This is a genomic window from Flagellimonas amphidinii (assembly GCF_013090115.1).
Classification (GTDB): domain Bacteria; phylum Bacteroidota; class Bacteroidia; order Flavobacteriales; family Flavobacteriaceae; genus Flagellimonas; species Flagellimonas amphidinii.
The window spans coordinates 43,345-67,659 of record NZ_JABFNN010000039.1; the positions used below are offsets into that span (position 1 = coordinate 43,345).

At 38.1% G+C, this 24,315-nt stretch carries 18 protein-coding genes and 1 tRNA gene; 8 read left to right on the forward strand and 11 right to left on the reverse strand.

The window, feature by feature from the left end; translation table 11 throughout:
• Window positions 1–29: 29 nt before the first annotated feature.
• From HJC33_RS12040 to HJC33_RS12065, 6 genes are all read right to left on the reverse strand, one after another.
• Entirely contained in the window at window positions 30–1,736 is a 1,707-nt protein-coding gene (locus HJC33_RS12040) for a sodium:solute symporter family protein (protein ID WP_171659076.1), read from the reverse strand.
• A gap of 109 nt (window positions 1,737–1,845) precedes the next feature.
• Window positions 1,846–4,377: a PIG-L family deacetylase gene (locus tag HJC33_RS12045; RefSeq protein WP_171659077.1), complete on the reverse strand. Its 2,532-nt coding sequence runs from the start codon at window positions 4,375–4,377 to the stop codon at window positions 1,846–1,848.
• A gap of 105 nt (window positions 4,378–4,482) precedes the next feature.
• On the reverse strand, window positions 4,483–5,445 hold the full coding sequence (locus HJC33_RS12050; RefSeq protein ID WP_171659078.1) for a septum formation inhibitor Maf: 963 nt from the start codon (window positions 5,443–5,445) through the stop codon (window positions 4,483–4,485).
• Between the two features lie 89 nt (window positions 5,446–5,534).
• Window positions 5,535–6,125 carry a Maf family nucleotide pyrophosphatase gene (locus HJC33_RS12055; RefSeq protein WP_171659079.1) on the reverse strand — a complete coding sequence of 197 codons (591 nt, stop codon included), beginning with the start codon at window positions 6,123–6,125 and terminating at the stop codon, window positions 5,535–5,537.
• Window positions 6,118–6,645: a KdsC family phosphatase gene (locus tag HJC33_RS12060; RefSeq protein ID WP_171659080.1), complete on the reverse strand. Its 528-nt coding sequence runs from the start codon at window positions 6,643–6,645 to the stop codon at window positions 6,118–6,120. The genes HJC33_RS12055 and HJC33_RS12060 overlap by 8 nt, the downstream gene beginning before the upstream one ends.
• Window positions 6,629–7,390, reverse strand: coding sequence for a Rossmann-like and DUF2520 domain-containing protein (locus HJC33_RS12065; protein ID WP_171659081.1), 762 nt, complete (start codon window positions 7,388–7,390; stop codon window positions 6,629–6,631). Before HJC33_RS12065 ends, HJC33_RS12060 begins: the two co-directional genes overlap by 17 nt.
• Before the next feature lie 134 nt (window positions 7,391–7,524).
• Between HJC33_RS12065 and HJC33_RS12070 the strand changes: the two genes are divergently transcribed.
• Window positions 7,525–10,692: a cytochrome c biogenesis protein gene (locus HJC33_RS12070; protein ID WP_171659082.1), complete on the forward strand. Its 3,168-nt coding sequence runs from the start codon at window positions 7,525–7,527 to the stop codon at window positions 10,690–10,692.
• A 1-nt stretch (window position 10,693) separates the two neighbouring features.
• Here the strand turns inward: HJC33_RS12070 and HJC33_RS12075 are convergent, their stop codons facing one another.
• Window positions 10,694–12,001: a M14 family metallopeptidase gene (locus tag HJC33_RS12075; protein ID WP_246245543.1), complete on the reverse strand. Its 1,308-nt coding sequence runs from the start codon at window positions 11,999–12,001 to the stop codon at window positions 10,694–10,696.
• Window positions 12,002–12,254: 253 nt separating this feature from the next.
• Between HJC33_RS12075 and HJC33_RS12080 the strand changes: the two genes are divergently transcribed.
• The 3 genes from HJC33_RS12080 to bshB1 are packed head-to-tail and all read left to right on the forward strand — an operon-like array spanning window position 12,255 to window position 15,603.
• Complete coding sequence (locus HJC33_RS12080) at window positions 12,255–13,664, forward strand: MATE family efflux transporter (protein WP_171659083.1); 1,410 nt, start codon at window positions 12,255–12,257, stop codon at window positions 13,662–13,664.
• A gap of 37 nt (window positions 13,665–13,701) precedes the next feature.
• Complete coding sequence (locus HJC33_RS12085; RefSeq protein ID WP_171659084.1) at window positions 13,702–14,871, forward strand: trans-sulfuration enzyme family protein; 1,170 nt, start codon at window positions 13,702–13,704, stop codon at window positions 14,869–14,871.
• 9 nt (window positions 14,872–14,880) lie between these two features.
• Complete coding sequence (gene bshB1 / locus HJC33_RS12090) at window positions 14,881–15,603, forward strand: bacillithiol biosynthesis deacetylase BshB1 (protein WP_171659085.1); 723 nt, start codon at window positions 14,881–14,883, stop codon at window positions 15,601–15,603.
• A gap of 3 nt (window positions 15,604–15,606) precedes the next feature.
• On the opposite strand, the gene HJC33_RS12095 is transcribed toward bshB1, so the two are convergent.
• Window positions 15,607–17,505, reverse strand: a complete 1,899-nt coding sequence (locus HJC33_RS12095) for a tetratricopeptide repeat-containing sensor histidine kinase (protein ID WP_246245544.1) — start codon at window positions 17,503–17,505, stop codon at window positions 15,607–15,609.
• A gap of 487 nt (window positions 17,506–17,992) precedes the next feature.
• On the opposite strand from HJC33_RS12095, the gene HJC33_RS12100 reads away from it, so the two are divergent.
• A tRNA-His gene (locus HJC33_RS12100) sits at window positions 17,993–18,069 on the forward strand.
• Window positions 18,070–18,119: 50 nt separating this feature from the next.
• On the opposite strand, the gene HJC33_RS12105 is transcribed toward HJC33_RS12100, so the two are convergent.
• Window positions 18,120–19,676: a M28 family peptidase gene (locus HJC33_RS12105; protein WP_171659087.1), complete on the reverse strand. Its 1,557-nt coding sequence runs from the start codon at window positions 19,674–19,676 to the stop codon at window positions 18,120–18,122.
• Between the two features lie 294 nt (window positions 19,677–19,970).
• Between HJC33_RS12105 and HJC33_RS12110 the strand changes: the two genes are divergently transcribed.
• The 3 genes from HJC33_RS12110 to HJC33_RS12120 all read left to right on the forward strand — a co-directional run bounded on the left by HJC33_RS12110 (window position 19,971) and on the right by HJC33_RS12120 (window position 23,251).
• Complete coding sequence (locus HJC33_RS12110; protein ID WP_171659088.1) at window positions 19,971–20,981, forward strand: 4-hydroxyproline epimerase; 1,011 nt, start codon at window positions 19,971–19,973, stop codon at window positions 20,979–20,981.
• A 6-nt stretch (window positions 20,982–20,987) separates the two neighbouring features.
• Window positions 20,988–22,244: an NAD(P)/FAD-dependent oxidoreductase gene (locus HJC33_RS12115; RefSeq protein WP_171659089.1), complete on the forward strand. Its 1,257-nt coding sequence runs from the start codon at window positions 20,988–20,990 to the stop codon at window positions 22,242–22,244.
• Between the two features lie 83 nt (window positions 22,245–22,327).
• Window positions 22,328–23,251, forward strand: a complete 924-nt coding sequence (locus HJC33_RS12120; protein WP_171659090.1) for a hypothetical protein — start codon at window positions 22,328–22,330, stop codon at window positions 23,249–23,251.
• Here the strand turns inward: HJC33_RS12120 and HJC33_RS12125 are convergent, their stop codons facing one another.
• The gene (locus tag HJC33_RS12125) at window positions 23,252–23,647 is read right to left on the reverse strand and encodes a VOC family protein (RefSeq protein WP_171659091.1); all 396 of its coding nucleotides are present in this window, start codon (window positions 23,645–23,647) and stop codon (window positions 23,252–23,254) included. It lies immediately after the preceding gene.
• On the reverse strand, window positions 23,647–24,285 hold the full coding sequence (locus tag HJC33_RS12130) for an alpha/beta hydrolase (protein ID WP_171659092.1): 639 nt from the start codon (window positions 24,283–24,285) through the stop codon (window positions 23,647–23,649). Before HJC33_RS12130 ends, HJC33_RS12125 begins: the two co-directional genes overlap by 1 nt.
• Window positions 24,286–24,315: the final 30 nt, after the last annotated feature.

Sequence of the window (24,315 nt, forward strand, 5' to 3'; positions counted from 1 at the left end):
ACAAAGCCCACTTTTTTAAGTGGGTTTTTTTATGTCTTTACAGGAGGTTTATCCAGAAAGTCATCAAATGCCTGTACCAAAAGTGCCAGTAGAATAACAAGGCCACACCCAAAGGCGTTTAGCCATAAATACGACATCCAATCCAAATACCAGCCAATGATTACGATGATTTGCGTTACAATGGCAGCAACAAAAACAGCATTACCTTTAATGAACTTAAAGAAAAATGCCAGTAGAAAAATGCCCAGTACATTTCCGTAGAAAATGGAACCAATAATGTTTACAAGCTGAATAAGATTATCAAAAAGATTGGCAACGCAAGCAATAATTATGGCCAAAATGCCCCAAAGTAGAGTAAATGCTTTAGTTGCTTTTACGTAGTGCTGTTCATCATGCTCCTCCTTCTGATTTCTTTTATAGAGATCGAGTGCGGTGATGGTTCCCAAAGCATTCAATTCCGAAGCAGTGGAAGACATGGCAGCAGAAAGAATGACCGCCAATAAAAGTCCAATAAGGCCTATGGGAAGATTTTCCAATATAAAATGTATGAACACATAGTCTTTGTCATTCGTTTCAACAGAATCATCGGCTTGTGCAATCAAAGTTTTGGCAGCATCTCTGTTGGCCTTTTCCCTTTGGTTGATTTTGACAATATCCTGTTTGGCCTGTTGTATGGCATTATATTCTTTAAGTTCCAAGGCGGCAGAAAATGATTCCTGAGCCATTCTTTTCTCTTTTTCCAGTTCTAAATGACCATTTTCAAGGGATTCGTAATTTTTTGCATGCTCAGATTGCATGACGGCTTCAGTAGCAGCTGGATTAAAATTTAATGGAGAAGAATTGTACTGATAAAAAACAAAGACCATGGTCCCAACCAGTAGGATGAAGAACTGCATCGGAATTTTTAAAAGCCCATTGAAAATCAATCCTAACTGACTTTCCCGTACAGATTTTCCTGAAAGATATCGTTGTACTTGGCTCTGATCGGTGCCAAAATAGGCCAAAGCCAAAAAGAAACCACCGGTAATACCACTCCAAAATGTATAACGGTTATTGGTGTCCAAAGTAAAATCCAAAATTTGAAGCTTATTGTTGGCCCCAGCAATTTTAAGAGCTTCTCCGAATGATACCCCAGTTGGGAGTGAACCCAAAATAAAAAAGAAAGCAAAGAACATTCCCACCATAATGATGAACATCTGCTGTTTTTGGGTTACACTTACTGCTTTTGTTCCACCGGAAACGGTGTAGATAATAACCAGAATACCAATTATAATATTGAGGGTGCGCAAATCCCACCCCAAAACTGCTGATAAAATAATGGAAGGGGCAAAAATGGTTATTCCAGCAGCCAGTCCCCGCTGGACTAAAAACAAAATTGCGGTAAGTGTCCGGGTTTTTAAATCAAATCGACCTTCCAACATTTCATAAGCGGTGAAGACCTTCAATTTTCTATAAATGGGAATAAAAACCAAGCAGATCACAATCATGGCCAAAGGCAGTCCAAAATAGAATTGTACAAAACCCATTCCATCGTGGAAAGCCTGTCCTGGAGTTGACAAAAAGGTTATTGCACTGGCCTGGGTGGCCATTACTGAAAGTCCGATGGTCCACCATTTGGCATCATTTCCGCCTCTTACGTAATCATCAACATTCTTGCTGCCACGGGTTTTCCAAACACCATATCCAACAATAAATAGCAGCGTGCCGCCAAGAACTATCCAATCAAGTACATTCATTAAGGTTTAGTTATTTAGTGCCATGATGACGTAAAAAATCAAAACATAGATGATGTTCAAAAGAACAACCAAAGAGTATTCTTTTTTCCATTGGGAATCGTTTGCTTCACTATCCTTTGACATTATTCTCTGTTTTTACTTCATCTTTTCCAATGGAAAGCATATTGGCAAATAGTTTATATGCTCCCGAAACACCTGCGGGAAGTTCCCTGAAAAAACTCAGTCCGCTGTAAATATAGTAGCCTTCACCATAGGGAGCAACAAGTAGACTTCCTTCTTTAGGAGCTTCATCCTCATCATTCATGGATAATATTGGGGTAAATTCCGTGCTCCATTCTTTTGGAAAATAGAGTCCTCTTTCCTGCACCCATCCATCAAAATCACTTTCTTGCAGTGTATTTGGAAAATTTACCAAAGAGTGGTTTTTGGATATGATATTCACCTTGGCAGTCTCATCTGTAACACGGTCTCTTGAAAGGGTCAAATCATATGGAGCAATATTTTCAAATTGCTTGGACCATCTGCCAGCGGTGTTGTATTGTACAATCATATTGCCGCCATTCTTCACATAATCGAACAATAAGGGTTGCTTAAATTTTAATGCGTCTACAACATTGTAAGCTCGGATACCAACCACTATTGCATCATATTTATCCAAAGAACCTTTTTGGATATCATCAGGATCAATAGTATGAACTTGATATCCGATCTGTTCCAAACTTTCAGGCACTTTATCGCCAGCTCCCATGATATATCCGATATGCTCACCTGATTTTTGGATGGCCATATGAACAACTTTGGCTTCAGATGGCAACAAAATGGATTGTTTAGGGATATGATTATAGGCAATTTCAACAAGTTCTTTGCTGAACGTTTGATTCCCGATGGTTACAACAGGGGTTATTTTCCCCTCACTTTCGTATGTTGGTGGTGTTACTTTAAAAATGATGGATTGTTCTTGGCCTTTTTGAGCAATTGAAAAAACAGCACTTTTTGGTGAAACTTCCCAACCTTGTGGATGGTTCAATACCACAGTGCCTTCAATATCATCTTTACCAGCTCTTACTTTTACTATGACATCCTTGGTGCTTTCATCAGAAAATATCAGGACTTTTTCTTCAATTTTTGAGGTGGCTTTAGGTAGTACAACAAAGGGTTCGTACAATTCACCTCTGTCTGGTTTTGAAAATCGATGAACAACTGGTTTTTCAAAACTTACTTCAACCCCATCAAAATCCAATACAAAAGAGGTGTTAAATGCACTTGGAGTTTCTGGTTTTCCAATCATTTTTTGATTTTGTACCACATACATTCCCAAGCTTCCCGGTTCATTAAGCCAGTAGGGACTGGAATATTCCGTATCCGCTGGCACAGTGAAGTCCAGTTCCAGATTTTTCTTTTCGTTGTTGGATAGCGATTGATTGGGAGCGATTGTAGAAGTAGTACCTACCAATTTCACCTCTTTTAGAATAATATTTTGGGAACTTCTGTTCAGAGCTTCAATTTGAATTTTGACGTTATCACCTGGAGTAGTGGAAGCTGAAGAAGAGCTGGCTTCTAAATAAAGTCCAGTACATGCTAGAATCAGTGATTTCAGCTCTTTGGATTTTAAGGCCTTCCAATGTTCATCTTCAATCTGCTGTAATAGTTTATAGGCTTCAACTAATTGTGGAACATGTTTGGATGGATTCCTAAAATCAAAATTCTTTTCAACTTCATATAAAATGGAACCTACAGCATCACCACCCTTTACACGTGACCAAGTTGTATTGATGCCATCAAACAAATTATTGGAAGCAGGTAGGTCACCTTTTAGCAATTCTACATATTCTTCTTGTGTTCCTCTCGTGGTCAATCTGCCAAAACCTTGGCATAAGTGTTGACTACTTGCCACGGAAGCGATTTCATTATTGGAAAGTCCGAGTTCTGGATAATAAACACCGATGTCCAACTTTAGCATATTGGACTTATCGGCTTTTTCAAAATTTTCTCGACCGCCGTAAAACCACCAGGAGGTATTGAAAAACATCCTTCTGGGTTGCCATGTGGATGTATAGTTAAGTTGTTCTGGATATGAATCTGGATTATTGGTCAAGTCAAAGGCCTCTAAGCTCAACATGGCCGAGGACGTGTGATGACCGTGGGTTGTTCCGGGGGTCCTATGGTCAAAACGATTGATGATCACATCGGGTTTTAGGGTACGAATGGCCCAAACAACATCCCCAAGGACTTTGTCTTTATCCCAGATTTTTAGTGTCTCCTTGGGCAACTTAGAATAACCAAAATCATTCGCGCGGGAAAATAACTGTTCTCCACCATCCACCCTTCGGGCAGCCAACAATTCTTGGGTTCTGAGGACACCTAAAAGTTCTCGCAATTCAGAGCCTATTAAGTTTTGTCCACCATCTCCTCGAGTTAATGAGAGGTAAACTGTGTTAGCTTTATCGTGATTTGATAAATATGAAATAAGTCGTGTATTTTCATCATCCGGATGGGCGGCAACATACAATGCAGTACCCAAAAAATTCAACTTTTGAAGGCTGTGATAAATTTCTGCTGACGTAGGTTTTGTTGGTTTTTGGGCACTTAGATTTGAGGTTACAATGACAATGGCCACAATGCCGGCCCAAAAGTATCGCATAGATGGTTTTTTAGTGGTTATTTCAAATATAGAAAGATTCAAACCACAGCAGACGTAATTTAGAACATCTTTAACAAGGTATGTTTGGCAAAAACATACTAGAAATCATAATCCTAAACTGTCTCGAAGTATTAAATCTTCATTGCCATTTTGTCCCCAATATGGGGTTTTAAGAGACTTTAATCGAGTGGCCTTAGTGGTCATTATCTTGGCATTGGGACCAAATCCGCTCTTAAAATCTTCTGTCCAACTTTCAATGGTATGAGGAAAATCAGCAGAGAAATTAATGGTAAGGGCCCTTTCCAATTCTGGATAGGTAATGGTATAACTATTCAAACCATTTTTTGAATTTAAAGAGGTGATGGCATCATATGCCTTGATTGGTTTGTGCCTTAGACGGGTGTATTCCAATGAAGGAATGATTTTAAGATTGCCTATGGGCAAATCTTGTGGGTTGATTCTAATTTTGGCCCAAATTTCATCTTCCAATAGATTCTTTTCCATTTTAAACTCTCTGTCAGCTTCACTTTCAAAATAGGAATGGGATGTCAATTCAAACTGATCCCGATTGTTGATTTGTGAATACACATGTCCACACCATTCTTGCATGGAAAAGCTGGTTTTTATGGCATGCTGATTATCATGAACCGGATAAAAAACACTACTCATAACAGAATATGGATAAATTCCTGTCAAGTATTTTTTTGTGGTATTTAACTTTAGTACAGATACATTATTTCGCCCATTTCTATCTGCTTTCACTTGTTTTTCTGGAAGAAATGGTTCAGTAACGTAAATGAGAACAGAGTGACCGTCTCTTATTTGTCCATAACGTGCTTGTTCTAGTTTATACGAGGTTATTTCTGCATTCCCAGCGTACCAATATGCTTTAAATTCTTCCGATAGTGGTTTTGCCTTTTTCTTTTTTTCAATTGGTTTAGGAGTTTCCGAGGTATTCATGGCCAGCTCCTTGGAACCCATGGTAGAAGATTTTTCCTTGCATCCTGTAAATACAAAAGTAAATACCAAACAGGCAAAAGCTAATATTTTGAAAGTGGGATTTTTCATGGTGTCGTTTTGTTAAAGTTACTGATGAAGTCGTGAAGAACCATAGAACTTAACATTTTGTATGGTAAAACTCAATTTCAGCTCATACCTTACCATTGCATTAAGGTTTGATAGACCAGATGGGTGGGCAGACCCACCACATTGGTGTATGGACCTTTGATTTCTGAAATGCCGATCATTCCAATCCATTCTTGAATTCCATAAGCACCAGCTTTATCAAAAGGTTGGCATGAATCGATGTAGTAGTGGATTTCATCATCCGTAAAATCCTTGAATTTCACCCAAGTATTGGCACTTACAGTTTTTTGTTCCGATGAGGAAGTTAAACAAACTGATGTAATTACCTCATGCCAGTCCCCAGACAAGATTTTTAGCATTTCAAAAGCTTCTTCCTTGTTTGCTGCTTTGGCCAAAGACATGTTATTGTACCAAACCACGGTATCGGATGTCAGTACAATATCGTTGGGTTTTAACTCAGTTATAAAAACACTGGCCTTTAATTGTGCTAAATATTCTGAGATTTCTTGTCCTTGTAAATGTTCGGGATATACTTCTTCCACCGATTTAGGCCTCACTTCAAAGTCAAGCCCCATTTCTTCTAGGAACATTTTGCGTCTGGGAGAACCGGAACCTAAAATCAAATGAAGCCCATTGAGTTTTTCTTTGAGTGGATTAGTCATTTTTAGCGCTGTAATTGTCGTTCCAATCTCCTCGCACTTTTAGAACCTGTTCAATGATGTCCCTTACACAACCTTCACCACCATTTTTATGCGAAACATAGTCTGAAATAGCCTTAACCTCTTGTACTGCATTTTGTGGAGAGGTAGCCAAGGCCACCATTTTCATAGGGGGAATGTCTGGAAGATCATCTCCCATATATAATACCGTTTTTGGGTCAATATTGTAGATGTCCAAATACTCTTCCAAAGGTTCTGTTTTGTGATGTGCTCCCATGTAAAAATCTGTAACTCCCAAGCCTTTCAACCGTTCTTTTACGCCTTCGTTGGTTCCACCTGTAATAATGCAGACATTATATCCTTTCAAAATGGCTGTTTTAAGGGCATATCCATCCTTTACGCTCATTTTGCGTAGCATTTCCCCTTTTGTGGTAATCAAAACAGAGCCATCTGTAAATACACCATCAACATCAAAAACAAAAGTGGTAATGTCGCTCAACAGCTCTTTATAGTTCTTTTTCATACAGTTCTCTTATTGCTTCGCTAAATTTTGTATAAAGTTCTATGTGTTTGTCGTTATTCAATAAAGATAAATGCTTTTTTATGCTTTCTTGGTCATTCCTTCTTGCTGGACCAGTTTGAGCTTGCTTGGGTGACATCAGTTGTATCTTTTCTGCAGTTTCCTTGATCAAGGGTTTCAAAAGGTCAAAAGGTAATTCAACATCCAAACAAATCTCTTCACCCACACCATACAAATAGTTGGTGAAGTTATTCACGAAAACGGCCGCAAGATGCATTTTTTTTCGCTGCTCTGAATCAATTTCATGCACATTGTTGGAAATAGAACGTGCAAGTTTATGAAGTGTCTGAAGCGCTGCTTTATTTTTTGTTTCTATACAAATAGGAGTTTCTTCAAAGTTCAGCGATTTACCTTTGGTAAAAGTTTGCAGCGGATAAAAGACACTTTTGTTAGGATGTTGAATCACATCCATTTCCATTGCCCCGGATGTGTGCGCTACAATTCCTTTTTTATCTGATAGAAACTGCGAAACTTCGGCAATGGAACCATCGCTTACTGCAATAATGTAGACGTCAGCTTCTTTGATGGCACTGAAATCGCTTGAAGTTTGAGTTTCGGGTGCAAATCCTTCTAGACTATTTTGGTTGCGCCCTACAACTTGGGAAACATACACTTCTTCTGCGTTAAGAAATTCATTGAACAAATGTTTTGCAACATTCCCGGTGCCAAGGATTACGATGTTCAGCATGTTCAAAACTACAAATTAAACACTACAGTTTTTGGGCGAAATATTAACAGATTTACCGTGTTTTTCTTTTGAGCTTGAGTAGGTAAGTGGTGAAAACGCCGTATTTTTGCAAGCTGAAAACCACACGGAAATCAATGATTGACATTCTTAAAAAGACCCTTTTTTCCACAAGACTTATGGCCGTACTTTTTTTGGTTTTTGCAACAGCAATGGCCATAGGCACTTTTGTGGAAAGCTGGTACAGTACCGAAACAGCACGGATATACATCTATAATGCCACTTGGTTTGAGGTTATCATGGTCTTTTTTGTCATCAATTTTTTGGGCAATATTTTCAGGTACAAATTGGTGTCATGGAAAAAGTGGCCGGTTCTTGTGCTACATTTATCTTGGATTTTAATCATATTGGGTGCTTTTGTAACAAGATATATCAGTTATGAGGGGATCATGCCCATTCGCGAGGGGAATTCTGAGAATCGATTTTATTCAGATAAAACCTATTTGACCGCATTTGTTGATGGGGAGATTAACGGAGAGGTTAAAAGAAGGGTTTTGGAAGATGATATTTTGGTCACACCTGAAGGTAAACGCTCCAGCCTTCCATGGAAATCCGATTTTAATGGGCAGCCTTTTACCATTTCTTATGTTGATTTTATCCAAGGGGCCGAAGAAGGATTGATACCAGATGAAAATGGTCAAGAATATTTAAAAATTGTTGAGGCCGGAGATGGGCAACGACATGAGCATTATTTGGAAAATGGTCAAATAGCAAGTATTCACAACGTACTCTTTGCCCTCAATAATGAAACCGATGGTGCCATCAATATTTATATTGATGAAGAGGGCTATAAAATCAAATCTCCTTTTGCAGGCAATTTCATGCGAATGGCAGACCAGTTCCGAGGACAAGTTGTCAACGACAGTATTCAAACGCTTCAATTGCGTTCCCTCTACAATATGGCCGGAATGCAATTTGTGATTCCCGAACCGTTAGTTAAAGGAAGTTATGGCATCGTTAAAGTTGCAGAAGACAAAGTGACGGATGCAACCCAAGATGCCTTGGTGATTTCCATCTCTGCCAACGGTGAAACCCAAGAAATTAAATTGTTGGGAGGTAAGGGCTCTTCCAATTTTTCAGATAAGATAAAAGTGGGCGGATTGGATTTCTCATTGAGTTATGGATCTAAAGTTTACGAATTGCCATTTTCCATTCGGTTGAACGATTTTATTGCTGAGAAATACCCAGGAACCGAAACGGGCTATTCTTCCTTCATGAGCAAAATTTCTGTGGACGATTCCCGATCTTTTGATTACGATATTTATATGAACCATGTCTTGGACCACAGAGGATATCGATTTTTTCAATCCAGTTTTCATCCAGATGAAAAAGGAACCATTCTTTCCGTGAACCATGATTTTTGGGGTACTTGGATAACCTATATAGGTTATTTTTTACTCTATATTGGATTAATGGGCATTATGTTCTTCGGAAAGACCCGATTTAGAGATTTACAAAAAGCTCTTGAGAAAGTCAAAGCCAAAAAAGCAGCATTAACTACAATATTTTTTCTTCTAGGGGGCTTTTTCATGCAAGCACAGGAAAGTACTACAGATCATGAACATGCAGCATTGCCGACCCAGGCACAAGTAGATTCCATCATCCAATCTACCGTTGTCTCCAAAGAACATGCGGAAAAATTTGGCACTTTGGTTATTCAGGATGAAGGAGGTAGGATGAAACCGGTACATACTTTTGCTTCAGAATTGTTACGAAAGCTTAGTGGAGAGGCCAAATACAAAGATTTGACCGCCGATCAGGTCTTTTTGTCCATGATGATGAATCCAGGGGTTTGGTATAATACTGAATTCATTACCCTTGCCAAATGGCAAAACGATAGTATTCGAAAAATCATAGGCGTTCCAAAAGGTACAGAACTTGTAAAAGCTACCGATTTTTTTGATGCAAAGGGTGTTTATAAATTGCAACCTTATCTGGAAAAGGCAACATCAACCAATAATCCATCCAATTTTGAAAAAGATTTTAAAAAGTTGGGGGAGCGACTTAGTTTGCTCAATATTGCTTTGAGTGGTCAAATCGTGAAAATATTTCCATTGTTGAATGATGAGAACAACAAATGGATCTCTGCTGTTGAATATCGTTCTGGTCAGTATCAAGTACAGGATTCTTTGTATGCCAACTTCATCAGAAATTCTGTGCCGTATTATTTGGGGACACTCAAAACTGCAATGGCTTCGGGAGATTATACGCAGTCAGATAAATTGCTGGAAGCCTTCAAACAGAATCAAAAAAACCACGGGGCGGAAGTATTGCCCAGTGAACAGAAAATCAAAACAGAGATTATTTATAACAAACTTGATCTCTTTAATAGGTTATACAAATACTATGCTTTTGTAGGGCTGTTGCTATTTTTCGTTCTGATTTTTAGAATTTTCAAAGAACGAGAAATATGGAAAGCTACAGCATATCTACTAAAAGGTACGATTATTTTATTTTTTATATGGCACACCTCCGGACTTATAATGAGGTGGTATATTTCTGGTCATGCCCCTTGGAGTGATGCTTATGAGAGTATTTTGTATGTGGCCTGGGCCACCATGGGTATTGGATTGGCCTTGGGCAGAAAAAGTGAACTCACTATAGCTGCAAGTGCCTTTGTCACCTCCATGTTGCTTTGGATTGCCCATCAAAGTTGGGTGGATCCGGCAATTGCCAATCTTGTTCCTGTATTGGATAGCTATTGGTTGATGATTCATGTGGCAGTAATTGTTGGCAGTTATGGGCCATTGACCGTAGGTATGATTCTTGGGGTGGTTTGTTTGCTATTGATCGTTCTCACCACCAAAGAGAACAAAAAGAAAATGGAACTCAATATTCAAGAACTGACAATCATCAATGAACTGGCACTGACTACAGGATTGGTGATGCTTACTATAGGTAACTTTTTGGGTGGACAATGGGCCAACGAAAGCTGGGGTCGCTATTGGGGTTGGGACCCAAAGGAGACCTGGGCCTTGATTTCCATAATGGTCTATGCTTTTGTGGTGCACATGCGCTTGGTGCCTGGTCTACGAGGGAAATGGTCCTTCAATTTTGCGAGCATCATTGCTTTTGCAAGCATTATGATGACCTATTTTGGGGTTAATTTCTATCTGGTAGGCCTACATAGTTACGCTAGTGGAGACCAAGTAATCACTCCAAGTTTTATTTGGTATACTGTTCTCGGGGTCTTTATCCTGGGGGGTATTAGCTTATGGAGATATAAGGTTAACTATTCAAAATAGTTTATTCCTGATCCATTAAAAGTTCCATGAGTTCTTCAGCAGCTATTTTACCTTTTAATTTTAAAAAATCACGAGGAGTGTTGTCTCCCAGTTCAAAAACAATGGCGGGCATATTGTGGTTGACATAAAAATAAGCACTTGAAACCATAGTTGGATTGATTCGAGATGAAGGTCTCACATTGGTTTTCTTTTGAGGTAGTTTACTACTGATACTATCAATCCAGTCAAAAACAATTTTGCCTCTTTTTCCGCTGAAAATGGTATCAACAGGATAATAAATATCATCCCAAGTGGAATGAAAGTCTGCCCCGAAGACAAATTTATACCCTTCTTGTCCTTTTTTATCTAAAAAGTCCCTAACACTTTGGGTTTCCGGTTGGTTGAAATTCTGCCAATCACGATTTAGGTCAATTCCTCCCATGCTATGTCTCCAATGTCCATTATCCACACCATCAGGATTCATCAAAGGAACAGCAAATACAGTGTGGTTTTTTCTAAAGTTCTTGGCAAGTTCCGAATCACCTGAAATAGTTTCAATAAAAGCCTTCATGGCAATAAACCCAGTAACTTCTGGAGGATGTTGTCTGGAAATGATCATCAAAGCCTTTTTGGAAGCTGAGGTTTCGGTAATTTCCATCAAATGTATAGGTCGTTTTTCTGTGGATTGTCCAATTTCGTAGGTTGATAAAAAGGGTTTGGTGGCTAAGGAATCTATCCAACTTTTAATTCTTTTTGAAGTGTACAATTCTTGAGCAGTGATCCATAATGGTTTTTCATTGATGGCCAAAGTAAGTTCAACAAACTCTGGCGCGGCATTGATTCCAAAATCACCTTCTCCAGGATTGATTGCTTTAAAAGCAGTACTGTCAATGGGCTTAAAATTGATGCCGTCAGCACTTATTTTTGGGTAATATCGACTTCTTGAGTCTTGATACGACAATTTTAATTTGATTTCCCTCGGGTTTTTGGTCCAAACTTTAAAAGCATACCACGGGCTTACATTGATTGGGGTGTTCTCTGCCGTTATCCAAATGGTATAGTGGTCACCGCCATCTGCCGCAACACCATTTAACCTGGCACCGTCAAAATCATTGCTGAAAAAAGTAGTGTCACCATCAAAAGACCAAATACCTTTCCATTGTTTTTGTACGGGTTTGTTCACAGTTGGGACTATAGGACTTTGTTTTTGCCCTTGATAGCCACTATCGGCTTTTTTTTCAGTTGTATCAGAAGCAATTGGAGTTGCGGTGTTTTTACATGAAATAAAGAAAAGAAGGGAGAACAAAAGTGGAAAACAGAATCTCATCATACGTTTTTAGATTAGGTTGGTTGGGTAATGATCAAATTGACCAAGAAAGATTGAGATTTCAAAATTTTTGATTAATTATTCGCTTCAAGGTATTTTGTATTGATTTTTTTTTCATATTTGTGCCATCATGAAGTTATAAGAATTATGTACGCTATAGATGTCACCTTTGGCTTTGAGCCAAAAAACTAATTGGCCGGAGTCTTTTTCGGTTTAATGACATCACCCTTTTTTCCTTACACATAATTCTTTTAAAATGACAGATTCAAATACATTTTCTCTTAAAAAACTATTTAAATATTTCTGGATTGCTGTATCTGGTAAAGAAACAGAATTCACTTCTGGAAGTATTCGCAAGGCCATTTTCATGCTTTCCATTCCCATGATTCTGGAAATGCTGATGGAATCCATTTTCGCATTGGTGGATATCGCTTATGTATCTAAAGTTAGCGTAAATGCCGTGGCAACCATTGGATTGACGGAATCGGTAATTACCTTGATTTATGCACTTGCCATTGGGTTGAGTATGGCTGCCACTGCGGTTGTGGCCAGGCGTATTGGTGAAAAAGATGTCCAAGGGGCAAGAATAGCGGCTGTTCAGGCCATTGGACTTGGTGTGGTGGTTTCCATTGTTCTTGGAATAGTCGGGATCCTATACGCTAAAGAAATTTTAGCATTGATGGGTGGCGAACCTGATTTGATTGAGGAAGGATATGGTTACACCAAATTCTTGATAGGAGGGAACATTACCATCATGCTATTGTTCTTGATCAATGCGATATTCCGGGGCGCGGGAGACGCATCCATTGCCATGTGGACACTGGTACTCTCAAATGGACTGAATATTATTTTGGATCCCATATTTATTTTCGGATTGGGGCCAATTCCAGAATATGGTGTTATGGGAGCTGGTATAGCTACCAACATTGGTCGTGGAACGGCTGTACTGTTTCAACTTGGAGTTTTGTTCTTTGGATGGAGTAAAATTAAACTGGCCGTAAGGGATTTGGTATTTAACCTAAAGGTTATGGCCAATTTGGTTAAGGTTTCTTTAGGTGGTATTGCTCAATTTTTGATAGGAACTTCAAGTTGGGTATTCCTTATGCGGATCATGTCAGAATTTGGGAGTGAAGTATTGGCTGGGTATACCATTGCCATTCGAGTGATGATGTTCACACTAATGCCATCTTGGGGAATGAGCAATGCCGCAGCTACCTTAGTAGGACAAAACCTTGGTGCCAAACAGCCTGAAAGAGCAGAAGTCTCTGTATGGAAGACAGGTAAATACAATGCTTATTTTATGGGATTGGTATCATTGGTGTATCTCATTTTTGCAAAATCCATTATTTCATGGTTCAATGCAACGCCTAATGTGGTGGAAAACGGTGCGCTTTGTTTACAGATTATTGCATTGGGTTATGTGTTCTATGCCTATGGCATGGTGCTAACACAAGCCTTTAATGGAGCAGGAGATACCCAAACCCCAACAAAAATCAATTTCTTTTCATTTTGGTTGTTCCAATTGCCAATTGCGTATGTTGCAGCATTGGTTTTAGGATGGGGAGCCAAGGGAGTTTTTATTGCCATAACCTCAGCCGAGGTATTGTTGGCGGTATTAGCCATGATTTGGTTCAAAAAAGGAAATTGGAAGCAGGTACAAGTATAAGTGGTTTTGTATCTTTAGACTAAAGTTTTTTTAAGTTATGAGTACCAATAATCAAGGATTGAATACCACTTGTACCCACGAGGGCGCTTTAGAAGATGAAAGATACAAAGGAGCTGTTTCACCTTTGTATATGAGTACATCCTACGCTTTTGAGGATATAGATGTAAAGCGATACCCAAGATATTTTAATACGCCCAATCAAGAGGCTTTGTGCAAAAAAATGGCGGCTTTGGAACATGCCGAGGCCGCCTTGATTTTTGGTAGTGGTATGGCTGCCATCAGCACTGCTTTAATGGCTTTTTTGAAAGCTGGTGACCATGTTGTGCTGCAGCAAACTATTTATGGCGGAACATATAATTTTGCTGTTACCCAATTGGAAAAATTTGGAATTACCTACTCCTTTACCAATGGGTGGTCAGTTGAGGATTTTGAAGCTGAAATAAAATCAGATACTAAACTGATTTATATAGAAACACCTTCAAATCCATTATTGACCATTACCGACATGAAGGGAATTGCTGATTTGGCCAAAAAGCACAATATCCTTTCCATGATCGATAATACCTTCGCCAGCCCCATCAATCAAAACCCAATAGACTTTGGTATTGATGTAGTGCTGCACAGTGCCACGAAGTATATGGGGGGACATTCAGACATTTGTGCAGGGGTAGTTGTTTCAACCCAAGAGAATATGGATAAGGTTTTTCAAACTGCCATTTGTTTTGGAGGAAGTTTAAGTGACTATACGGTCTGGTTGTTGGAAAGAAGTGTAAAAACTATGGGAATTAGGGTTAAGACACAGAATGATAACGCCCTTAAAATGGCAACATATCTATACAACAACCCAGATGTGAATCGAGTTAATTACCCAGGATTGGAATCCCATCCGAATCATCAATTGGCAAAATCGCAAATGAAAGGTTTTGGAGGAATGCTTTCTTTTGAATTGAAGGAGGATATTGATGTATCGCAGTTTTTTAAACACCTAAAACTAATTAAACCTTCCATGAGTTTAGCAGGAATTGAGAGTACAATGCTTTCTCCTTCCAAGACATCCCATGCATTAATGACTCCAGAAGATAGGGAGAAACAGGACATAAGGGATACATTGATAAGATTTTCACTTGGGATAGAAGAAATTGAAGATTTAATTGCGGATATAGAACAGGCCATCAACAAGGTTAAATCCATGACCATACCTGTCTAAATTAAAAAGATGAAATTAGATATATTAGTTTTTGGAGCCCATCCGGATGATGCCGAACTTGGAGCAGGAGGGACCATTGCGAAAGAAGTTTCCAGAGGAAAAAAAGTAGGGATTGTTGATTTGACCCGAGGGGAATTAGGTACTCGTGGTTCTGCAGAGATTAGGGATAAAGAATCCGCCGCTGCTGCCAAGATATTGGGTGTTGCTGTGCGGGAAAACATGGAATTCGCCGATGGTTTCTTTGTGAACGACAAAGTACATCAATTGGAACTGATAAAAATTATTAGAAAGTACCGCCCAGATGTTGTGCTTTGCAATGCTGTGGATGATAGACATATTGATCACCCCAAGGGCAGTAAATTGGTAAGCGATGCTTGTTTTTTGAGTGGTCTCATCAAAATAGACACAAAAATGGAAGGAGAAAATGAATGGCAAAACCCATGGCGACCCAAAGTAGTCTATCATTTTATCCAATGGAAAAATCTGGAGCCAGATTTTGTAGTGGACGTTTCTGGATTTATTGATAAAAAAACCAAAGCGATTGAAGCCTATGCTTCACAATTTTATGACCCTAAGAGTAAAGACCCGGAAACCCCCATCAGTAGTAAAAACTTTTTGGATAGTGTAAATTATAGAGCTCGCGATCTAGGAAGATTGGTAGGAGTGGAGTATGCTGAAGGTTTTACTGTGGAACGTTATGTAGCCGTAGACAACCTAGATGCTTTAATTTAAGGATTAACTGGCCCTCTGATATTTTTTTTGAGCCTTGGGAACAGTGAAATAGAAGGTGGTGCCTTTACGCAATATACTTTCCACCCAGATTTCACCTTTGTTTTTCAATACCATTTCCTTGCACAAGGATAATCCGAGACCAGTACCTCTTTCATTATTGGTACCATAGGTGGTTACATTGGTATCTTCAAAAATCTTTTGCTGCATCTCATCATCCATACCTACTCCGGTATCACGAACCATAATTTGCCACATATCATCCTTTTCTTCAGCTTCAATGGAGATAAGTCCATTTTCTTGGGTGAATTTGATGGCATTGCTCAATAAGTTTCGGATAACAATATCTATTTGGTTTTGATCGGCCCAGATCATTGGGTTCTCTGGCAATTGATTGATGATTTTGATAGTCTTGGTTGCCGCTATTTCAGAAAGTAAATTAATATTGTTGGTCACTAATTTTTCCAAAGAAATACTTTTCGCTTTAGTAACCACTCCATTAAGTTGCGTTTGTCCCCAGGACAGTAAATTGTTGAGTGTAAATGAAATATGGTCAACATCTGTTTTAAATTTTGGAATAAAAGATAGAAACTCGTCTTTGCTGACCTCTCCTTCCGTAAAAAGTTTAAGCATGCCTTGCAAAGCTCCAATAGGACCTCTTAGATCATGGCCTATGATAGAAAACAACTTGGTCTTCGTTTTGTTGATTTCATTCAATTGCGCCTCACGTTCAATAACAGCTTCAGACTTTTCTTGTAGTTCCTTGTTCAACTTTTTCTGAATGTTCTCACTACGGCGAACTACAAAAATGATGATACTTAGGATGACTAAAATGATTATTGAGAAATAAATGTAGTTGCGTTGTTTGGCCAATGCTGTTTTATTGACCTTTATCAATTCTTGTTTTTCAGTCTCATATTCCAATTTGGTTTCCAATAAGGACAAACTTTGTTTGTTTTTGTCACGGAATAATGAATCTGAAAGTTTTTTGAAGATTTCCAAATAGGCTAATGAAGTGACATGATCTTCTTTTGCCTTATATAGTTTGTACAAAGTTTCCGAGCAGTCTATTTGTCCTTGTAATGACTTTATTTTCTTGGACAATTCTAAGCCTTCCAATGCATATTTCATGGAAAGGTCATTCTTCTCAAGACCAAGGTAAACTTTGGACATCCCATCGAACAATTGTATTTTTTCCCTGTCATCATCTAAATGCTGTTCATGGATCATGCTACTCTGGTCAAACCAATATAAGGCCCACTGATATTTTTCTTGTTCTAGATAAATGCTTCCTTTTACTTGGTAAGCATAGGCAAGCCAGTCATAAATTTTATTCTTTTCAAATGTATTGATGCTCTTGTTGATATTGAACATGGCATACTTAAAGTTCTTAGCATCCTTATAAAGTGAGGCCATATTACTTTCAGTCTCTGCATTGACAATTTCATCATTAAGCTCCCGATTTATTTTTTGAACAGTATCATAAAACATCAAGGCATTCTTAAAATCTTTTTGCTCAGCATACAGCATTGCAATATTTTCATTAAGAATAGAAAGCAATTCCTTATTGCCCATTTTTTGTGCCAAATCAATTCCTTCTAAGTTTAAATTTAGCGCTGTTGCATAATCTCCTACATAACTATAGTTTTGGGCTAGAGTATTTATGATATCCAATTGACTTTCTCTACAGGCAATTTCTTTTGCAAGATTTAGAGCTTTATTAAAAGTCAACATTGACTTTTTACGATTTCCATTATCAGAATAATAATTGCCCATTGCATAAAGAGCCTTTACTTCCCCTTTTTGAAAATCGATAGCCTTGCTGTATTTTAAAACTTGTTCTGAGATGGAATACATACTATCATTGTTCACAAAACGATAGGAAGCAGCCAAATCAATAAGCAATTTTATATGGGTTGTGTCTTTGGGGTTAAAGTGATTAGTTGATTGTAGCCTTTTTAATCGGTATGCTAAACTATCATTTTTAGATATTTGTGCTTTGGCAGGTAAAGCTAAAAGTAATATACAAAATGGGAGAACTACTTTAATAAGTAGTTTTTTGTAGGATGCATAAGAGGTTTTTTTGGGCATAAGATTTAAAATCTACAATGGTTAAAAATACCTTTGATGTAGTTTTTGTGGAATTAAATGTTGTGAAACGCCAGAAAATGTGTGTTTTATCTGACAAATCATACATTTAGTCGATATTTTTAGCGCTATAAAATTGATATTGGGGTTGATACGATTGTTGGAATACAAATCATTTCTAAATTTTTAAGGAATGATTATGGCTAAATTTTAATTTCTCTTGGTTGAATCATTACAAAGAGGTATTTTTGCACCCGCCTGATTTAAATTTACAGATGTATTTTATGCAGGAGTACTTAAAATGGTGGTTGTAGCTCAGTTGGTTAGAGCGCTGGATTGTGGTTCCAGAGGTCGCCGGTTCGAACCCGGTCTTCCACCCCAAAAAAGCCCATCAGTTGATGGGCTTTTTTAATTTCAAGTTTTTTTTGATATTATTTGACAGCTTTGTCCACCACAACTTTATTCTCACGATTGGCCACTTCCCAAGCTGTATGGAAGATAAGTCTGGTTCGGTTTTCCAGCAAATCGTAGTTTATTTTATCAGGTGTGTCACCAGGTTGATGATAGTCAGCATGCGTCCCATTAAAATAAAAGATGATCGGGATATTGTTTTTGGCAAAATTGTAATGATCACTCCTATAATAAAACCTATTGGGGTCATTTTCATCATTGTACTTATAATCCAATTCTAGATTTGCATACTTTTTGTTGATTTCCTCGGAAAGATTGTGAAGTTCCGTACTCAACTTATCAGAGCCAATCAAATAGACATAGTTTCTATCTCCGGTTCTTTTAGGGTCAATTCTACCTATCATATCTATATTAAGATCGGCCACAGTTTGTGATAGGGGAAAAATAGGGTCAATGTCGGTGTAGTACCTTGAACCTAGTAATCCCTTTTCTTCACCAGTGACATGTAAAAATACAATGGAGCGCTTTGGGCCTTCACCGGCTTCTACCGCTTTTTTGAACGCTTCGGCAATTTCCAATAGGGCAACGCTTCCAGAACCATCGTCATCTGCGCCATTGTTTATTTGACCATCGGCTGTGACTCCAATATGATCAAGGTGTGAAGAAATAATAACATATTCTTCTGGTTTTTCTGAACCCTTTAGCACAGCTACCACATTTTCCGAACTTATTTTCTCGTTGGCGCTGTTGATATTCAGATTTAGCTCGATGGACATTATTTTGGAAGCATGGTCTTCTGCAATATCTTTTTTTATGGCAGTAGCGGCTTTCTCATTCAATAAAACCATAAAATGTTCATCACTTTCATCTACCAATTCCATTCTACCACTATTATTGGTTTTCATATATTCAAAATACCTTTTGTATCTTGGAAAGTTTGTGGTATCAAAAAATAGAACACCTATGGCTCCTTTGGTTGTGGCCAACTCCATCTTCTTTTGTAATGCTTCGGACATATTGCTCCAAACTGACTTTTCACTAGTGCCAGACAGCAAATAATTACCGTTTTTATCAATAGGTTCACCTGCTTTGACCAAAACCAATTTGCCATTTACATCCAATCCGGTATAATCAGAATAGTCACCATCTTCAATACCGTAGCTAGCATACACAATTTCTACGTAATTACCAGTTGCAGAGGAGAATGTTAGTATATCTTCACCTAATGGGAATTCGGTATTATTGATAGTAATGCTTCCTTCGGGAACTTGGGCAACCTCCAAAGGAACAGGTTGAAAATAATTCCCATCATTTTTGGCGGCTGGTATACCTAGCTTCATATAATGTGCTTTCAAATAATCAACAGCCTTCTTTTGTCCAGGTTTTCCGGTTTCCCTTCCTTCAAAATCATCAGAAGCATAGGTGTATAGATGTTCTTTAAGATCGTCTTGCGTTATAGTCTTGGCGTATGTAACCGGATCAATTTCTTTTTTGGATTGTGATTGTTCAGAAACTGTTTTTTGGGAAGAGTTACAGGAAAAAGCCAGTAGAGAGGCCACTAAAATGATGTTCTTCATTATAACTGTTTACTATGATATTTGGCCAAAAATAAGTAAACAGAATGAACTTGATGTTGGTTTTGGTACTGTTTTAGGGATTTGCCCATTTGTTGATTAGTTTCATGAAATCTAAAGATTACTATTCTTATTCTATGATATGCAACCTTTCACTTGTTCAAAAATTAGCTGTAAAAAATAATTCTGAATGAATTTGGGGGTAATATATATGTAGTTTGTGCTAATTTTTAAGAAACTAAACGGAAACTATTGCTTTAAATTTGTGAGTTATACTTTAATGTAGATTCTATTTTTATGGCAGTTCATACTTTTAAGTGTATTGATGCACACACCTGTGGGAATCCAGTAAGACTCGTTGTTGAAGGTGGTCCAAAATTGATAGGTAATTCCATGGAGGAAAAACGACAGCACTTTATGAGAGAGTTTGATTGGATCAGAACAGGACTCATGTTTGAGCCCCGTGGTCATGATATGATGAGTGGTAGTATTTTATATCCACCACATGACCCAGATAATGATATTGCCGTACTTTTTATTGAGACCAGTGGTTGCCTTCCTATGTGTGGGCATGGTACAATAGGCACAATGACCATGGCATTGGAAGAAGGATTGATTCAACCCAAAATTCCGGGAAAAGTTAAAATGGAGGCGCCTGCAGGGCTGGTAGAAATTGAATACCATAAACCAAATGACAAAGTGGAATGGATTAGGCTCACCAACGTGAAGAGTTATTTAGCTGCGGAAAACCTCTTCGTAAAATCATCAGGGTTGGGAGATTTACATTTTGATGTGGCCTACGGCGGAAATTTCTATGCAATTATTGATCCACAAGAAAATTTTGAAGGTGTTGACAAGTTTACTGCAGGCGAATTGATTGGTTTTTCAAAAGAGATTCGCGATAAAATCAATGCAAAGTACCCAAAAGAATTTGTTCATCCAGAAAATCCAAATATCAATCATGTGTCTCATATTCTTTGGACTGGTGAACCTTTAGATGCAACTTCTTCTGGTCGCAATGCTGTATTTTATGGAGATAAGGCAATTGACCGTTCTCCTTGTGGCACAGGGACTTCCGCACGTATGGCACAACTTAATGCTAAAGGTCAGCTGAAACAAGGTGAAACTTTTGTGCATGAAAGTTATATTGGTTCTAAATTTATTGGCAAAGTTGAGGAAGAGGCCGAGCTGGTAGGAAAAAAAGCCATAGTGCCAAGCATTCAGGGTTGGGCCAAAATTTATGGCAGAAATACAATAACAATTGATGATCAAGACGATCCTTACGCACACGGATTTCAGGTAATATAATTAAGTATGGATAGCAGTAAAAGAGTTTTGGTGATAGGTGGAGGTATAGTTGGACTTTCAACTGCCTATTATTTACGAAAAGAAGGACATGAAGTGACAGTAGTGGACAAAAGTGATATTACCTCTGGAGCTTCTTTTGTCAATGCAGGTTATCTCACCCCTAGTCATATTGTGCCGTTGGCAGCCCCTGGAATGATTTCCAAAGGAATCAAATATATGTTTGATTCATCAAGTCCTTTTTATATGAAACCGAGATTTGACCTGGATTTTATACGATGGGCATGGTATTTTAAGAAATCCTCAACAAAGGCCAAGGTGGAGCGAGCCATGCCAATTATCCGAGACATTAATCTTTTGGGTAGAGATTTGTACGAAGAGATTCATGCTTCTGGAGATTTAGGTAGTTTTCATTTTGAAAATAAGGGGCTCCTAATGGTTTATCAAACAGAAAACGAACGAGATCATGAATTAAAGGTTGCCGAAAAAGCCAAAGAATTGGGCTTGGGTGTCAATCATTTGGATATAGAAGGACTTGCAGAGGTGGAACCGAACATTGCATTCAATGCAAAAGGCGCTTTTCATTATGATTGCGATAGACATAGCACGCCAACTCAATTTATGGAACGTTTGCTGCAATACTTGGTTCAAGCGGGAGTTCAAATCCGAAAAAATGAAGAGGTACAGGAAGTAGAGATTCAAAAGGATAAAATTGTTCAAATCCAAACAGATAAGAACCACTATCAACCTGATGAAGTTGTTTTAGCAGCAGGGTCTTGGACTTCACAAATGTGCAAAAAGCTGAACCAGAAATTACCACTTCAAGCGGGTAAAGGCTATGCCATTAATGTACCTTCAGAAACAAAAATATCCATGCCAGCCATATTAATGGAAGCTAAAATGGCGGTTACACCTATGGATGGATTTACCCGATTTGCTGGAACCATGGAGTTTTCTGGAATCAATGGCCATATCAGAAAAGAGCGGGTGGAAGCCATAGCAAGAGGGGCAGAAAATTTTTATGAAGGACTTCAAATTCCAGAGGAGGATAAAAATAAAGCACAATGTGGATTACGTCCAGTTTCTCCAGATGGATTGCCTTATATAGGAAAATCTAAAGGTTTCAATAACCTAACCATTGCTTCTGGTCATGCTATGATGGGTTGGAGTTTGGGACCGGTAACGGGAAAATTGGTCGCCGAATTGGTTTCTGGAAATAAATCGTCCCTTGACCTTACTCCATTTGCTCCTGACCGCAAATTCTAATAATTGTGTTTTCTTTTGGTTAATTTAGGCATGGTGTATGCTAGTAATTTTCTAGTTGAACCATTTAGAAGTAATTTTGCCCTATGATAAAAAACTACATTCCACTTTTAGTTTTTTCACTTTGGACAGTAACTGGGCTTCGTTCCCAAGAGATTCAAATACTTAAACTCCAAGATTTTGACTTGAACGGTAAGGTTAAATCTTGTTTGGTAAGTACGGATTATGGCAAGGAACTTTTCGAATTTACCAAGGATGGTTTTTTGACCAAGACAGTGACCCAATACAATGATTCTGACCAAGACATCACCTATTATAAATATGATGGAGGAGAATTGGTAGAGAAAAGGATGGAAAGTTATAAGAACAATGTTTTGGATGCATCCACATCTATGGCAAACTTTTATTCCATCGATACGGTTCCTAATCGAAAAATATCAGAAAAAATCATTTCCTACGATAAAGAATTTCTGGAACAACAGGAATATCAGTTTGATGAAACAGGAAGGTTGACAAAAATAATTACATCAAATGCTGATGGAGTTGACGAAACTACTTTTGAATACGCTCCCTATAAGAATGAGCTTACCAAAAGCATTTTTATAAATGGAGTCATTGAAAAATCCATCAGAACTTCAGAAAAGAAAACATCAAAAGGCCCTCTCAAGATTGTTTTGACCAAAGAATATATAGACGGCATGTCCAATAAGGCCACAGAGGAAATTTTTAACGTACAGGGTAAACTTATCTCGCAAGAGCTATTTTCCTATGACATGATAAACAAGAAGTTTGTGTCTGATACTAAAAAAATCATGTATTACAAGGACGGGATTTTGGGAAAAGTAGTTACCAAGACTGAAAATACTGAATCTGTTGAAGAGTACATTTTTCAGTTTGACAATAACAAGAATAAAAATTGGGTAAGAAAAATTGTAACTCCAGACAATAGCTATACTTCCCGTTCGCTAACGTACTACCCTGAAGAAGAAGCTAAAACAGAGTCCAATTAATTAGTTAAGCTGCAATAGGTCCCATAAATTTCCATAAAGATCTTTAAAAACCACTACTGTACCGTATTCCTCTTTTCTGGGTTTTTCGGTAAACTCCACGCCTTTATTTTTCATGGATTCATAGTCTGCCCAAAAGTCGTCTGTATGTAAGAAGAGAAATACCCTTCCACCAGTTTGATTGCCAATTGCAGCCATTTGTTCCTCGTTGGCAGCCTTTCCCAAAAGCAAGGCACATTCCGAAGTTTTTGGAGCCACAAGTACCCATCGTTTTCCATTACCCAAATCAACATCCTGTACTAATTTAAAATTTAGTTTTTGGGTATAGAATTCAATCGCTTCATCATAGTCACGAACGACCAATGTTATATGGGCTATGGATTTTTTACTGTTTGCCATTATGCCAAAGATTGGATAATTTCGGGTTTTACTTCGTGCCCTCCTTCAAAGTTGATGACCCTTGCCTTTCCTTCAAACAGCAAATCTATCTTAGTATATTCTTGCTGCAACCGCTCTGGAGTTATATAGATGTCTTTGTCGCCGTAGATTAATGTAACGGAAGTAAAATCCCAGTCAATAAAGTCAAAATCCTCTTTTTTCAATTCATTGGGGATCCCCCCAGCATAAAGAATAAGCGATTTGCATTTGATTTTTTTTCGAGTAAACCATCGTGCAGCAATAGAAACCCCTTGAGAAAATCCAAAAAGTATCAAATTTATGCCTGAAGGTATTTCTTCGGCTTCATATACAGCATCCAAATACTGCATTACATTTTGAATTTCCATAGCTGTACTTTCTTTTGTCAACCAACTGGCTCCCACATATTTAAATTCATCTTTCAAATAATATTTGGATGGTGCCTGGGGTACTATCAGGTAGTTTTCATCGCTGTTCAAAGTAGCAAAATACTTTACAAAGTATTTGCTCAAATAGCCCATGCCATGAAGAATTATCCAAACATTTTTAGTCTTTTCAGTAATTGAATTTTGTGTGAGGTAGGTATTCTCCGTGGAATATTTCACCGTGTTTTCACGCATACATATAGGTACTTTAGTGGTTTGCCATAG

Excerpts from the sequence above, each read along its gene's own strand:
- bshB1 (WP_171659085.1), top strand. The coding sequence starts at position 14,881 with ATGAAATTAGATATATTAGTTTTTGGAGCCCATCCGGATGATGCCGAA.
- HJC33_RS12110 (WP_171659088.1), top strand. The coding sequence starts at position 19,971 with ATGGCAGTTCATACTTTTAAGTGTATTGATGCACACACCTGTGGGAAT.
- HJC33_RS12045 (WP_171659077.1), bottom strand. The coding sequence starts at position 4,377 with ATGCGATACTTTTGGGCCGGCATTGTGGCCATTGTCATTGTAACCTCA.
- HJC33_RS12070 (WP_171659082.1), top strand. The coding sequence starts at position 7,525 with ATGATTGACATTCTTAAAAAGACCCTTTTTTCCACAAGACTTATGGCC.
- HJC33_RS12060 (WP_171659080.1), bottom strand. The coding sequence starts at position 6,645 with ATGAAAAAGAACTATAAAGAGCTGTTGAGCGACATTACCACTTTTGTT.
- HJC33_RS12050 (WP_171659078.1), bottom strand. The coding sequence starts at position 5,445 with ATGAAAAATCCCACTTTCAAAATATTAGCTTTTGCCTGTTTGGTATTT.
- HJC33_RS12130 (WP_171659092.1), bottom strand. The coding sequence starts at position 24,285 with ATGCGTGAAAACACGGTGAAATATTCCACGGAGAATACCTACCTCACA.
- HJC33_RS12120 (WP_171659090.1), top strand. The coding sequence starts at position 22,328 with ATGATAAAAAACTACATTCCACTTTTAGTTTTTTCACTTTGGACAGTA.
- HJC33_RS12055 (WP_171659079.1), bottom strand. The coding sequence starts at position 6,125 with ATGACTAATCCACTCAAAGAAAAACTCAATGGGCTTCATTTGATTTTA.
- HJC33_RS12085 (WP_171659084.1), top strand. The coding sequence starts at position 13,702 with ATGAGTACCAATAATCAAGGATTGAATACCACTTGTACCCACGAGGGC.
- HJC33_RS12105 (WP_171659087.1), bottom strand. The coding sequence starts at position 19,676 with ATGAAGAACATCATTTTAGTGGCCTCTCTACTGGCTTTTTCCTGTAAC.
- HJC33_RS12040 (WP_171659076.1), bottom strand. The coding sequence starts at position 1,736 with ATGAATGTACTTGATTGGATAGTTCTTGGCGGCACGCTGCTATTTATT.
- HJC33_RS12125 (WP_171659091.1), bottom strand. The coding sequence starts at position 23,647 with ATGGCAAACAGTAAAAAATCCATAGCCCATATAACATTGGTCGTTCGT.
- HJC33_RS12115 (WP_171659089.1), top strand. The coding sequence starts at position 20,988 with ATGGATAGCAGTAAAAGAGTTTTGGTGATAGGTGGAGGTATAGTTGGA.
- HJC33_RS12065 (WP_171659081.1), bottom strand. The coding sequence starts at position 7,390 with ATGCTGAACATCGTAATCCTTGGCACCGGGAATGTTGCAAAACATTTG.
- HJC33_RS12080 (WP_171659083.1), top strand. The coding sequence starts at position 12,255 with ATGACAGATTCAAATACATTTTCTCTTAAAAAACTATTTAAATATTTC.
- HJC33_RS12075 (WP_246245543.1), bottom strand. The coding sequence starts at position 12,001 with ATGATGAGATTCTGTTTTCCACTTTTGTTCTCCCTTCTTTTCTTTATT.